This is a genomic window from Mesorhizobium humile (assembly GCF_033977215.1).
GTDB classification, from domain to species: Bacteria; Pseudomonadota; Alphaproteobacteria; order Rhizobiales; family Rhizobiaceae; genus Mesorhizobium; species Mesorhizobium humile.
Genome location: NZ_JAVIIV010000003.1, coordinates 62,245 through 75,149, shown reverse-complemented (window position 1 = coordinate 75,149; position 12,905 = coordinate 62,245). Strand labels below are relative to the sequence as shown.

The window sequence follows — 12,905 nt, the reverse complement described above, 5'->3', positions numbered from 1 at the left end:
CATCTGGCGCTTCACTGGGCTGGATGCATCTGCGGATATTCGAGCTGCATGGCGACGAAATCCGTGGTGCGGCTACGGCTCGAAGCCGCGCGAATGGCGGTGGGGACCAGCAACGCGCCGCTCGACCATATCGCCGAGCACAGCGGTTTCGGCGATGCCGGGCGCATGCGCCGTGCTTTCGTGCGGGAGCTTCAGCCAGCCGCTGCAGGCGCTGAGGCGCGCGGCGACACGGAGGTAGTTCTCGCGCGCGCTATTCTCTCGCATGCCAGGAAAGGAACCTGCTTATCTCTTCCCGTTTGTCTTGCGACAAACCGACAAGGAGCTTCTCGTCGAGATACCCATCCCGGATAAGACTGCCAAAGACAACGATTAGCTGCGAGTAGCGATAGTCGAACATCTGCTCAAGGTTTCGCCGTTGCTGTCGCAGATGGTCTTCGATCTCCCACATGTCGGAAAACGTCGCCGCGTCGCTGGCCTTCCTTTTGAATTCGGCCAGTGTCTTGCTTAGCGCCACCTCCAGCGCCTTATCGAATGCGCTGCGGGCGACCTTCTTCTCGGACGAAGACCATTTCATATCGAAGCTCATGCAATACCTCCCTGGTTCTGCGGCCCAATCTCGGGCGCTCCGCGAAGCAAAGACAACGGACACGCCACTAGCCGGAGCGGGGCGCGATCAGCGACTGAATCCGCTCGGCGTCGGCGGGTGTCGCGGGGTTGTAGACGATCATGCCGAGCTCGGGCCGGCCGTCGACCGCAAAGACCGAGAACTCCAGCTCGATCAGTCCGATCTCGGGATGCCGCAGGCGCTTCACGCCCTCGCCATGGGCCGCAACGATGTCATTGTCGCGCCACAGCGCCTCGAATTCCGGACTGATCCGGCAAAGCTCTTCGACGAGCTGGGTGATTTCCGCGCCTGCGCCCGCCCTCGTGGCATCCGCCCTGAAGGATCCGACCACGAAGCGGGCGACGCTCTGCCAATCGTCCTGCGCGTCGCGCACGCGCGAGTTCCCAAACATCAAGCGCAGGATGTTGCGCTGTTCGCGCGGCAGCTTGGAATAGTCGGTCAGCATCGCGGCCGCGGCACGGTTCCAGGCAACCACGTCCCAGGTTGCGGTCTTGATGATGGCGGGGCTCGGGTCCAAGGCGTCGAGCACGCGCTGCAGGCGCGGCGTCACGCTGTCGACGTTCCTGTAGCGGACTTCCGGCGGTCGCCCGAGGCCCAGCATGAACAAATGCTCGCGCTCGGGCTCTGTCAGCATCAGTCCGGTCGCGATGCGGTTCAGCACGTCGGCGGACGGCGCGCCGCCCCTGCCCTGCTCCAGCCAGGTGTACCAGGTCGGGCTGATATTGGCGCGCTGCGCCACCTCCTCGCGGCGCAGCCCCTGCGTGCGCCGCCGCCCCGGGACGAAGCCGAAGGCGACCGGGTCGAGGCGCATGCGGCGATCCCGCAGGAAATTGCCGAGCTTGTTGACGGTCTGCGCAGGCATGACGATCCTGTTGATTATTATACCATGATAAAGTCACTACTTTAACAGGATGATTTATAGCGCGAGAAGGGCCTCCGAACAACAGAGGAGATCCCCCATGCGTGTATTCCTTACCGGCGCGACCGGTTTCATTGGTTCCAGGATCGTGCCCGAACTTCTTGCCGCCGGGCACCATGTGCTCGGCCTGACCCGCTCCGAAGCCGGTGCGCGGTCGCTTACGGCGGCTGGCGCCGAGCCCCATCGCGGCGACATCGAAGATCTCGATAGCCTGCGCGACGGCGCGGCGAAGTCGGATGCGGTGATCCACACCGCCTTCGACCACAACTTTGCGAACTTCGTCGCCAATTGCGAGAAGGACAAGCGCGTCATCGAAGCGCTGGGCGGGGCGCTCGCAGGCTCGGACCGGCTGCTCATCATCACGTCGGGCGTGGGCATGGGTTCGGGCGAGCACGGGCAGCCCGCGAGAGAAGACATCTTCAACACCGAACACCGCAATCCGCGCATCCGGTCCGAGCTCACCGGCGCGGCGATGGCCGAGAAGGGCGTCAAAGTATCGGTGGTGCGGCTGCCGCAGGTGCATGACACGGTGAAGCAGGGCCTGATCACCCCGCTCATCGAGATCACCCGCACCAGGGGCGTGTCGGCCTATCTTGGCGAAGGCCAAAACCGGTGGTCGGCAGCGCACGTGCTCGATGTCGCCAAGCTCTACCGCCTGGCGCTGGACAAGCAGGAAGCCGGAGTGCGCTACAACGCCGTCGCGGAGGAAGGCATTGCCATGCGCGAGATCGCGGAAGTGATCGGCGCCGGCCTCAACGTGCCGGTGGTCTCGCTGTCGCAGGAAGAAGCAGCCGACCATTTCGGATGGCTTTCCATCTTCGCCGGCCTCGATATGCCGGCATCGAGCGAATGGACGCGTGCGCATCTCGGCTGGCAGCCGACCGGACCCGGCCTGATCGCCGACCTCGAACGGATGGATTATTCGCAGGCGGCCGCGGCCTAGCCATATCCTTGGCGGTTCAGCGACCCGGCTGGACCGCCGTCTGCAGCAGGTCCGCCAGGCTGTCAGACTTTTCGACTTTGTCGGTGAGATCGAGCCCGGACAAAAGGTCGACCAGATGGCTGTTCATCAGGGCGGCCGCGTCGGCGCTATCGCCGGCCTCGATCGCATCGACCAACGCATGGTGGGCGTGCTTCTCGCATGTGGCGTCGCGACGCTTCCAGTAAAGCGCGATGATCAGCGAGGAGTGCGAGACGAGGTCGCGCACGAAGTTGGTGAACACCGAATGCGCGGCGATCTCGGCGATGCCGACATGGAAGCGCGCCGACAGCATGATGGCGTCGCTGTCGCGGCCGTCATGCAGCGCCTCGTGCTCCTTTTCGAGATGCTGTCTCAGTTGCGCGATGTCGGATGGCACCGCGGCTCTGGCGGCGAGTGCCGCCACCTTGGGCTCGATCAGCGCCCTCGCCTCGAACACTTCGCGCGCCTCGATCTTCGAGGGCTGCGCGACGAAGGCGCCGCGATTGGGCTCGAGCCGGGCCAGCCGGTCATGCGCGAGTGCCTGCAAGGCGGCGCGAACGACGGTGCGGCTCACCGAATAGATCGAGGCGAGTTCGTCCTCCGGCAGCTTGGTGCCCGGCGCGAGGCGATGGCTGACGATGGCATCCCTCAACCCATAATAGATCGGCGACCAGCGCGCTGCGGGCCTGTCGTCTCGATCTTCTTCCTTGAGGACTGTCAGCATGCTCTTCAACGCGCAGGCGCAACACGCCTGATTTGCCTCCACCGGTAGAGGTGAGTTCAATCTAATATGGCTTGCGCGAGGGTCAATCCCGGCAGCCGGTCGTACAGGATCTCCTCTCAGCCGGTCGGCGACAGCGAGGCGAAAACGCCCGAAAAGCGCTTGCCACGAGGCGCGGCGTAGCCACCGATCTTCGATGTCTTCAAGCCGACCTTGAACAGGCTCTCGGCCAGCGTGACGGCGCAAACGACGCCGTCAAGCACCGGAACGCCGTGCTCCTCGGACAGGCTGTGCGCGAGGTCGGCCATACCGGCGCAGCCGAGCACGATCGCCTCGGCATGATCCTCGCGGATGGCGCGCGCGATCTCCTGCGAAATCCTGTGTCTTGCATTCGAGCCCGGACGTTCGAGCTCGAGCACGGCGACTTCCGACGAGCGCACCTTGGCGCAGCGCGAGGCAAGGCCGTATTTCGCCAGATTGTGCTCGATCGCCGGCACCGAGCGGGCAAGCGTGGTGACGACGCTGAATTTGCCTGCGACAAGGCTCGCCATATGGAACGCCGCCTCGCCGATGCCGATGACGGGAGCCTCAGTGGCGCAGCGCGCGGCATCCAGCCCGGTGTCGTCGAAGCAGGCGATAACGTAAGCATCCGCGGCCGGCGCCTTGCCCATCTCGGCGATGATGCCCGGAATGGCGAAGACCTCGTCGAAATAGCCCTCGATGCTCGGCGGGCCGTCGGCCGGATTGACGGCGACGATCTCCGTCGCGCTGGAGGCGACGCTTGCCGCCGCCTCGCCGATCTTGGCGGTCATCGATTGGGTAGTGTTGGGATTGATGACGAGGATGCGCATTCCAATCAGCCTCAGATCTCGCCGCCGAGATAAAGACGCTTGACCCGGTCGTCGGCCAGCAATTCGGCGGAGTTGCCGCTCAGCGCGACGCTGCCGGTGGTCAGCGCATAGGCGCGCTGCGAGATGCGCAGCGCCATGCGCGAATTCTGCTCGACCAGCAGCACGCTGACCTTCTCGTCGCGGTTGATGGCGACGATCGAGCGGGCGATGTCTTGGACGAGTTTGGGCGCGACGCCGAGCGAAGGCTCGTCGAGCAGCAAGAGCTTCGGTTTCGCCATCAGCGCGCGGCCGATGACCAGCATCTGCTGTTCGCCGCCGCTCATCGTGCCGGCGGCCTGCGAGAAGCGCTCCTTCAGCCGGGGAAACCGCCCCAGCACCATCTCCATCGACGCCGCTATCTCGGTCTTGCTGGTGCGCGTGAAGGCGCCCATCAGCAGGTTGTCCCTGACCGACATGTAAGGAAATACGCGGCGCCCTTCCGGCACCATGGCGATGCCCATCTTGACGATCTCGTCGGGCGCGGCGCCATCGATGCGTTTGCCGCCATAATGGATCTCGCCGGACCTGATCTTGCGCAGGCCGGTGATGGCGCGAAGGATCGACGACTTGCCGGCGCCGTTGGCGCCGATCAGCGCGACGGTCTCGCCTTCGTTGACCTCGAGCGAGACGCCTTTCAGCGCGTATACGTGGTCGTAGTAGAGCTCGACATTGGCGAAGTTCAGGATCTGGTTCATAGGCCGATCGCCTCGTCTTCGCTGCCGAGATAGGCTTCGATCACCTTCTCATCGGCCTGGATCTCCGACGGCGTTCCCTCGGCGATCTTCTGCCCGAAATTGAGCACGACGAGCCGGTCGGAAATCTTCATCACGGCCGGCATATCGTGCTCGACCAGGAGGATGGTCAGGCCGCGCTCGCGCAGGCGCCGCACCATTTCCACCATGCGCATGGTCTCGTCGTGGTTCATGCCGGCAAAGGGCTCGTCGAGCAACAGGATGGACGGGTTGGTGGCAAGGCCGATGGCGATGCCCAGCGCCCGCAAATGGCCGTGCGGGAGGTTGCGGGCGGTCTCGTTGGCGAGCGAGGAGAGGCCGAGCAGCGCGAGGATCTCGTCGGCCGATTGGCCGAAGGCCGCTTCGTCGGCCTTCGCCGCGCCGGTGCCGAGGAAGAAGCCGAAGAGGCTCGCCTTCGAGCGCAGATGGTGCGCGATGATGACGTTGTCGCGCACGCTCATGTTCTTGAAGATCGTCGTCTCCTGGAAGGTGCGCACGACGCCCCTGCGGGCGGCGATGTGCGGGGCGAGACCCGATATGCGCTCGCCCTTCAGGCGCACCTCGCCCGTCGTAGGCTTGAGGAACGACGAGATCAGCTTGAACAAAGTCGACTTGCCGGCGCCGTTCGGACCGATGACCGACAGGATCTCCTTTTCGCGCACCGAGAAGGAGACGTTGTTGACCGCGACGAGACCGCCGAAGCGCTTGGTGATGCCGGAGACTTCGAGCATTTCGGCCATGGCTCAACCCTTCTTCCGGGTCATTTCGGCAAGGCTGAGCAGGCCGTTGGGCAGAACCAGCATCAGGACGATCATCAGGCCGGAATAGATGAGCAACTGGAACTGGCCGGTCTGGAACAGAAGATCCCAGCCGAAATAGAGCACCAGCGTGCCGAGCATCGGACCGAACACGTAACCCAGGCCACCGAGGAAGCAGTTCAGCATGAAGTTGACGGAATCGGTGACGGTGAAGCTCGACGGGTAGATCGACTGCGAGATGGCGGCGAAGATGGCGCCGGAAACGCCGCCGAAGAAGGACGAGACGGCATAGGCGATGACGCGCAGCCATGCGATGTTGACGCCGATCGAGGAAGCGAGCTCCTCATTCTGCTGCAGCGACTGGCAAAGCTTGCCGATGCGCGAATTGACCAGCCGGTACATGACCGCGAAGCAGACCACCATCAGCGTGACCGCCAACAGGTAGAAGGCAAGCCGCGAATTCTGCAGCGTGGCGAAATCGGGGATCAGCGTGATGCCGAAGACCGAGAGCGCACCTGGCAGCGGGATGCTGACGATGCCCTTGGCGCCGTTGGTGATCGGCAGCGCCAGCGCAAGCAGGCGCGCCACCTCGGTCAGCACCAGCGTGACCATGGCGAAATAGACGCCGCGCAGGCGCAGGATCGGCAGGCCGATCAGCACGCTGGCACCGGCGCAGAACAGACCCGCGACCGGGAGCGTCAGCCAGAACGACCAGCCATGGTTCATGACCAGTATGGCCGAAACATAGCCGCCCGTCAGCGCGTAGGCGCCCTGGCCGATGTTGATGCGGCCGATATAGAAGGTGAGCCAGACACCGGCGCTGGCGATGCTGAGCAACGCCACCGAGGTCAGCGTGTAATAGAGGTCGAAGCGGCCGCTCGACGAGATCGCGGCCGGCACGACGACAAAGACGATCGCGAGAAAGGCGACGACCGCGGCGATCCTGGTGTTGCGATTGAGGGTCATGGCGCGATCAACCCCACGGCTTGCCCATCAGCCCGTTCGGACGGACCGACAGGAACACCATCAGGGCGGCGAAGATCACGAGGTAGGTCACGTCGCCATATTCGCGCAGCACGGTGAGGCCGACCGACTCCATCATGCCGAGGATGAAGCCGCCGGCGATCGCGCCCCCGACGACGCCGGCGCCGCCGATCATCACCATCAGGAAGGCCTTGATCGAGATCGGCCCGCCAATGCCGGAATTGACGCCGGTGATGGTGACCAGCAGCCCGCCGACGACGCCGGCCAGCATCGCGCCCATGGCGAAGCCGATCATCGAATAGCGGTCGACCCTGACACCCATCAGCTGGGCGGCGACGCGGTCCTGGGCGAGCGCCCGCATGGCGCGCCCGACCCGGCTGTACTGCATGTACAGCACGAAAGCGGCGATGAAGACGATGGCGAGCGCGCCGACGACCAGCCGGTCGTAAGGCATGATGATGCCGGCATCGTTGAAGACGCCCTTGACGATCTTGGGAACGCCGCGCTGCTTTTCGCCGAAGAGGAGCAGGATGACGGCGTCGAAGAAGAAAGCCGTCGCCGCGGCGAGCAGCATCGTGCTTTCCTCGCGATGACTGCGCCTGATGACGGTGCGGAAGAGGAATTTCTCCATCAGCGCGCCGATGACGGCGAGCGTCACGCCGGAGGCGAGCAACGCCACCACGAAAGGCAGGCCGAGCTGGCCGTAGACGGTGTAGGTTATGAACCCGCCCAGCACATACATCTGGCCGTGGGCGAAATTGAGCACGTTCATCAGGGCGAAGATCAGGGTGAGCCCCAGCGCGATCAGCGCGTATTGGGCACCGAGATACAATCCGTTGGCGATGACCTGTTCCATGGATACCTTCGATCTCCCGCGGGGTCCGGCCTATCGACCGGCCCCGCGGCAAGCTTGAGGAATTGACGCTCGAAGGTAACGCTAGTCGACGGAGCCGACGAACAGGGTCTGGAAAGCGCCATCCTTGTATTCGTTGACCACCATCGGCACCGACAACTGGCGCTTCTGGCCGAAGGACGTCATGCCGACATAGCCCAGCTTGGCGTCGCCCTTGAGGAAAGGATTGGGCGCGGTGAAGGTGTCCATGGTCTTCTTGAATTCGGCGACGTCGTTGATGGCCGCCGGATTGGCCTTCAGCGTGTCGAGAATGTATTCCAACGCGTAGACCTTGGTGTTGGACTCGTCGTTGTATTCGCCGAACATCTTGGTGTAGCGGGTGACGAACTCTTTCATCGTGTCGGAGGCAATCTCTGGCGTGGAAGCCCCGCCGACGGAGATGAAGCCGTTGGCGTATTCGCCGGCGCCTTCTTCCAGAACCTTGGCGTCCTGGGCGGTTTCGGTCGAGATCAGGCCTTCATAGCCGAGCTCGCGGGCAGCGCGGATGAGCAGCGGCGCGTTGGCCGGCGCTACGCCGGACAGCACCAGCAGGTCGGGCTTCAGCGCCACGATCGGCGTCAGCACCGGCGTGAAGTCGCGGGTGTCGTTCTGGTAGGTGTCGTTCTGGGCGACGATCTCGAGGCCCAGCGCCTTGGCCGCCTCGACGCCGCCGTCGCGCTGGCTGAGCGGATCGGATTCGTTGGCGGCGACAAAGGCGATCTTCTTCACGCCCTTGTTTTCCTTGAGATATTTATAGATCGCCGGACCGGATTGGTAGTTGGCGATCATGCCGAGCACGGCATTCGAAGCCGGCTTCTGGTAGAGCGCCTTGGGGAAAGCGTAGGGGAAATAAATGATGCCGTTGGCCTCGGCGACGGGGCGCACAGCGGCGGCGCCGTCATCGACATTCGGGCCGACGACATAGTGGACGCCCTCCTGCGCCATCTTTTCCATGCCGGCGATGGCGCGCTTGGGGTCCTTCTGGTCGTCGAAGGTGACGATGTTGATGTTGTAGGTGTCATTGCCGATCTTGACGCCGCCGGTCTCGTTGAGCCAGGCGGCGCGGGTCTGCATCGAGCGTACGTTCGAGGTGCCCCAGGCGGCGGCCGGACCGCTGGTGACGCCGACGAAGCCGATCTTCAGTTCCTTGTTTTCAGCCTGCGCGGACGAAATGCCGACAGCGGCAATGGCCAGGGTCGAGACGGCGCCGAGCGCCATTGATTTCAGAGTCGAGCGACGGTTGATCATATCGGTAGTTCCCCTTGGTTATCGCGCTTTGTGTTTTGCTCGTAGGCTGCGCGTATAGCGTAAGGGAAACCGGCCGGCGTCGATTGTCAACATCTTTCTTCAACATTGTATACAATATCTGGGCCGAATGTGCGCGATGGCCCGCCAACCATAACAAGATCAGCGTTCAAAGGGGGCCAGGTCTCGTCAACGGCAGCCACCCCAGCGACTGCGATAGGGTCGCAGGAACCATAAACGCAAAGGTGGCCGAGGCCTGTCGAAAGCCGGCTCCGGAGGAATGCCGCCGGGAATCCTACTTCCCGCAATAGTGATCGTTGATGTCGTTCACCGCATTCGCGTCCGGCCCGACGCGGTGATACGAGCAGGCCCCCGCCGGCGTGGTGGACATTTGCTGGTCGTAGTAGCGCGGACCGCCGAACAGCGTGTCGATGATGTCGTCACTGGCCGGAACATAACGCTCATGCTCGGTGACGCGGTGACGATGTTCGCCGGCGGAAGCCCGGCCGACCATCACGGCTGCCGCGGCAAGCATGAGCGCGGCGATTGCAAAATGTTTCGTCATAGCAGCGACCTTCCGGCAATTTGGATTTGCAGCATATCCAAAATCGCCAGCGGAGCAAAAGTTCCCACACGGGCGGGTCCGCACACCGCTGACAGTCATGGTCGGTTCCTTTCGTTGCTTCCGACCTCAAGACGAGCGAGGCTTGACCTCGTGGGACATCGACGCGGGAAATTTTGTCTGTCGAGCCCCCTATCCGGATCGCCGAAAAATATCGGCAATCGCGACGGCGGATTTTCGACAATGGCGGGCTCCGATGCCGGATATCCTGCATTCGTTCGGCCACCAGCCCGGAGGCCAAAGGAATAGCCGCGAGATGACAGCCAGAGTGATCGTCCTCGACGCCAAGCCGCTAAGCGCAGGCGATGTCGCCGAGATCGCGCGGCGCAATGCCCGGCTCGTGCTTGGCGAGCAAGCCATGCGCCGCATCCGCGCAAGCCGCGCCCTCATCGAGCATCTCACCCAGCTCGGCAAGCCGCTCTATGGCGTCACCACCGGGCTTGGCGCCTGTGTCGACACGCCGCTGGCGCAAGCCGACCTGATCGCCTTCCAGCACAGCGTGCCGCTCAGCCACTCGATGGGCGCCGGCCCGTCGCTGTCGACCGAGGCTGTGCGGGCGCTGCTGGTCGCACGCATCTGCGGCATGGCCGCGGGCGGCACCGGCACCTCGGAAGGCGTCGTCATGGGCCTGATCGCAGCGCTTAACGCCGGCGTTCATCCGGTCATTCCGAGTTGGGGATCGGTGGGCGCCGCGGATCTCGCGCCGCTCGGCCATCTGGCGTGGGCGCTGCGCGGCGATGGCGAGACGGAATATCAAGGCCGGATCATGCCGTCCGCCGAGGCATTGAAGCTCGCCGGACTCGAACCGCTCGACCTGCGCGAGAAGGACGGCCACGCCATCATCGTCGCCAACAGCCTTTCGACCGGAACGGCGTGCCTGGCGCTCGAAGAAGTTGCGTGCCTGATCGACTGGTCGCTGGCGGCGGTGGCGCTGAATTACGAGGCATTCCGCTCGTCGCTCAAGGCCATCGACGAGGATGCGCTGGCGGCGCGGCCGGCCTTCGGCCAGGTCGAGATCGGCGCAAGGCTGCGGGCCGAGCTTTCAGGCTCCGGGCTGTGGCAGGAGAATGCCGCGCGGCGGCTGCAGGATCCGCTCAGCTTCCGCTGCGTGCCCCAAGTGTGGGGCGGCCTGCTCCACGCCTATGAGCAGGCGAAGCTGGCGACGGAGATCGAGCTTGGCCATTCCGGCGACAATCCCGTTATCCTGCCCGAGGCGGAGCGGGTCGTCTCCAACGGCAATTTCGACCTGACCGCATTCACGCTGACCTGGGAAAACCTCGGCCAGGCGCTGGCGCATTGCGCGGTCGGCACCGCCAACCGCTCGATGAAGCTGATGTCGCCGACGGTGGCGGAACTGCCGCGCTTCCTGTCGGCCAGAGGCGGCAGCCGCCAGGGCTATGCGGAACTGCAGAAGCCGGTCGCGGCGCTCGAAGCGGAAATCCGGCACCTCGCCAATCCGATGTCGCTCAGCCCCCTGGCCATCTCGGATGGTGTCGAGGACCAGTCGTCGATGGCGCCGCGCGTCGTGGCCAAGACGGCAGGGATCGTCGAGCGCCTGCGCTATCTGGTGGCGATGGAGCTGATCTTCGCCGCCACAGGCGTCGAGCTGCGCGGCGTGCTGGACAACATGGGCGAAGGCCCGCGGCGCAGCTATGAAGCCGTTCGGGCGCTGGTCGCCCCGCTCGACGACGACCGCGAGATGAGCGCCGACATGGCGCGGGTGGCGCGCATGGTGGCGGGGCCGCGGCTGCTGTAGAGCGGGCCAAGAGGCCCGCTGCAACCGCACTTCCCTTCACACGAAGGTACTCTTCGGGGCGCCCTGAGCCTCAGTGGTAGTAGATGCCGCCGTCGACGTTGAGCGCCTGGCCGGTGACGAAGGCCGAGAGATCCGAGGCGAAGAACAGCACCGGGCCGACGACATCCTCGGGCGCGCCGAGGCGCTTCAGCGCGGCGACGTCCTCCCAGTGGCGGATCGCGGCTTCGCTGCCCAGATTGTTCTTGCCCATCTCGGTCAGGATGATGCCGGGGCAGATCGCGTTGACGGTGACGCCGTCCATGCCGACCTCCTGCGCCAGGACACGCGTCAGCGTGATCACCACCGCCTTGGTCGCGGCGTAGTGGCCCTGCGTCGGCACGCCCTGCCGGCCGGCGATCGAGGCGATGTTGATGACCCGGCCCGACTTCCTGGCGCGCATATGCGGCAGCACCGCCTGGCACATCATCAGCACGCCCTTGGCGTTGATATCGAAATGCGCATCCCAATTGGCTTCGTCGAGATCCTGCAGCAGGCTGGGCTTCAGGATGCCGGCATTGTTGACCAGCACGTCGATGCTGCCCGCCGCCTCGAGCAGGGCCTGCGCGGTCGCCTCGATGTCCTTCTTCTTGCTGACATCCATCGTGTAGACATAGGCCTTGCGGCCGGCCGCCTCGATCTCGCCCTTGGTGACGTCGAGCTCGGCCGCCTGCGACGGCAGATCGGTGATGGCGACATCGAAGCCCGCTTCGGCAAGCCCTTTCGCGAGCGCCCTGCCGATGCCACGGCTGGCGCCGGTCACGAGAGCCGTCTTGCCCTTGGCCTCAGAGAGAATGGTCATGCTGCTTCCACCTTTGATGTCTTGACCGGGAGCAAGTTCATCGCCGCGATCGTGTCGTCGAATGAAACGAGTTTGCCGTCGGAGCCGAGCCCCATCGCCACCTTGGCGGCGACCGCGCTGGCAAAGCGCGCGGACTGCTTCAGATCCCAACCCTTGACGATGCCGACGATGATGCCGGCTGTGAAGGAATCGCCGCAGCCTGTCGTGTCGAAGACTTCGACCTCGAAGGCCGGTAGATGGAAATCCTCGCCATGCTCGGGCGAGACATAGACGCCGCCGGCGCCGAGGGTGAGGATGCAGTTCTTCACGCCCCTCGCCTTGAAGAAGGCGGCGACGCGGGCCGGATCGCGGTCATGCGCCATCTCGCCGGCCTCGTCGATGCTCGGCACGAAATAGTCGATGTAGGGCAGGCAGGGCTCGACCAGCTTCCATGTCTCCGGCGTCGCCTGGATGAGGTCGAAGGTGGTGACGCGGCCAAGTTCCTTGGCGCGTTTCAAAAGCCGCACCGTCGGCTCGCCGTCGAAACGCTTCAGCAGGCCGGTGCCGCCGACATGGACGACGGTCGCGTCGAGCGCGGCGTCGAGATCGGTATCGGCGACGTCAAACAAGGTGGCGGTGCCGGGCACATGCAAGGCGGGACGCTCGCCGTTCGGCCGCACCGGCAGAATGGTGGACGAGGTCTGGAGGCTGCCGTCGCGGCGCACGAGGCTCGTCTCCAGGCCGTATTTCTTGAGCTTGGCGAGGAACCAGTCGCCCATGTCGTCGGTGCCGAGCGTGGTGACGGCGCGAGTCTTCAGCCCGAGGATGGCGCAGTCCATGCCGGTCGCGCCTGCCGTGCCGGCAACGGTCATGCGGATCTCCTCGATATAGTCGGCGCGGCCGCCTTCGGGGATGCGAGAGACTGGACGTCCGAGGATGTCGAGGACGTAGAAGCCGATCGAGCTGACGTCGAATTGTGGCATG

The 12,905-nt window shown here is 64.5% G+C and carries 15 protein-coding genes; 2 read left to right on the top strand and 13 right to left on the bottom strand.

The window, feature by feature from the left end; all coding sequences use genetic code 11:
• Window positions 1–72: 72 nt before the first annotated feature.
• The 3 genes from RFM52_RS05750 to RFM52_RS05740 form a co-directional block, all read right to left on the bottom strand.
• The gene (locus RFM52_RS05750; protein WP_320294545.1) at window positions 73–264 is read right to left on the bottom strand and encodes a hypothetical protein; all 192 of its coding nucleotides are present in this window, start codon (window positions 262–264) and stop codon (window positions 73–75) included.
• Window positions 251–586, bottom strand: a complete 336-nt coding sequence (locus RFM52_RS05745) for a hypothetical protein (protein WP_320294544.1) — start codon at window positions 584–586, stop codon at window positions 251–253. The genes RFM52_RS05750 and RFM52_RS05745 overlap by 14 nt, the downstream gene beginning before the upstream one ends.
• A 67-nt stretch (window positions 587–653) precedes the next feature.
• The gene (locus RFM52_RS05740; RefSeq protein ID WP_320294543.1) at window positions 654–1,487 is read right to left on the bottom strand and encodes a helix-turn-helix transcriptional regulator; all 834 of its coding nucleotides are present in this window, start codon (window positions 1,485–1,487) and stop codon (window positions 654–656) included.
• 97 nt (window positions 1,488–1,584) lie between these two features.
• Between RFM52_RS05740 and RFM52_RS05735 the strand changes: the two genes are divergently transcribed.
• Window positions 1,585–2,487, top strand: a complete 903-nt coding sequence (locus RFM52_RS05735) for an SDR family oxidoreductase (protein ID WP_320294542.1) — start codon at window positions 1,585–1,587, stop codon at window positions 2,485–2,487.
• A gap of 16 nt (window positions 2,488–2,503) precedes the next feature.
• Here the strand turns inward: RFM52_RS05735 and RFM52_RS05730 are convergent, their stop codons facing one another.
• From RFM52_RS05730 to RFM52_RS05695, 8 genes are all read right to left on the bottom strand, one after another.
• Window positions 2,504–3,229, bottom strand: coding sequence for a GntR family transcriptional regulator (locus RFM52_RS05730; RefSeq protein ID WP_320294541.1), 726 nt, complete (start codon window positions 3,227–3,229; stop codon window positions 2,504–2,506).
• A 116-nt stretch (window positions 3,230–3,345) separates the two neighbouring features.
• Window positions 3,346–4,077, bottom strand: coding sequence for an aspartate/glutamate racemase family protein (locus RFM52_RS05725; protein ID WP_320294540.1), 732 nt, complete (start codon window positions 4,075–4,077; stop codon window positions 3,346–3,348).
• Window positions 4,078–4,088: 11 nt separating this feature from the next.
• Window positions 4,089–4,811: an ABC transporter ATP-binding protein gene (locus tag RFM52_RS05720; RefSeq protein ID WP_320294539.1), complete on the bottom strand. Its 723-nt coding sequence runs from the start codon at window positions 4,809–4,811 to the stop codon at window positions 4,089–4,091.
• Window positions 4,808–5,587: an ABC transporter ATP-binding protein gene (locus RFM52_RS05715; RefSeq protein WP_320294538.1), complete on the bottom strand. Its 780-nt coding sequence runs from the start codon at window positions 5,585–5,587 to the stop codon at window positions 4,808–4,810. The genes RFM52_RS05720 and RFM52_RS05715 overlap by 4 nt, the downstream gene beginning before the upstream one ends.
• 3 nt (window positions 5,588–5,590) lie before the next feature.
• Window positions 5,591–6,571, bottom strand: coding sequence for a branched-chain amino acid ABC transporter permease (locus RFM52_RS05710; RefSeq protein ID WP_320294537.1), 981 nt, complete (start codon window positions 6,569–6,571; stop codon window positions 5,591–5,593).
• A 7-nt stretch (window positions 6,572–6,578) separates the two neighbouring features.
• Window positions 6,579–7,445, bottom strand: a complete 867-nt coding sequence (locus RFM52_RS05705) for a branched-chain amino acid ABC transporter permease (RefSeq protein ID WP_112095129.1) — start codon at window positions 7,443–7,445, stop codon at window positions 6,579–6,581.
• A gap of 81 nt (window positions 7,446–7,526) precedes the next feature.
• A complete protein-coding gene (locus RFM52_RS05700) occupies window positions 7,527–8,729 on the bottom strand; it encodes an ABC transporter substrate-binding protein (protein WP_320294536.1) in 1,203 nt (400 codons plus the stop codon).
• A 292-nt stretch (window positions 8,730–9,021) separates the two neighbouring features.
• On the bottom strand, window positions 9,022–9,291 hold the full coding sequence (locus tag RFM52_RS05695) for a hypothetical protein (protein ID WP_430699230.1): 270 nt from the start codon (window positions 9,289–9,291) through the stop codon (window positions 9,022–9,024).
• A 313-nt stretch (window positions 9,292–9,604) separates the two neighbouring features.
• On the opposite strand from RFM52_RS05695, the gene RFM52_RS05690 reads away from it, so the two are divergent.
• Window positions 9,605–11,104 carry an HAL/PAL/TAL family ammonia-lyase gene (locus RFM52_RS05690; RefSeq protein WP_320294535.1) on the top strand — a complete coding sequence of 500 codons (1,500 nt, stop codon included), beginning with the start codon at window positions 9,605–9,607 and terminating at the stop codon, window positions 11,102–11,104.
• A gap of 70 nt (window positions 11,105–11,174) precedes the next feature.
• On the opposite strand, the gene RFM52_RS05685 is transcribed toward RFM52_RS05690, so the two are convergent.
• A complete protein-coding gene (locus tag RFM52_RS05685) occupies window positions 11,175–11,942 on the bottom strand; it encodes an SDR family NAD(P)-dependent oxidoreductase (protein ID WP_320294534.1) in 768 nt (255 codons plus the stop codon).
• Window positions 11,939–12,904 (bottom strand): carbohydrate kinase family protein, encoded by a 966-nt coding sequence (locus RFM52_RS05680; RefSeq protein WP_320294533.1) that lies wholly within the window; start codon window positions 12,902–12,904, stop codon window positions 11,939–11,941. The genes RFM52_RS05685 and RFM52_RS05680 overlap by 4 nt, the downstream gene beginning before the upstream one ends.
• Window position 12,905 lies beyond the last annotated feature (1 nt).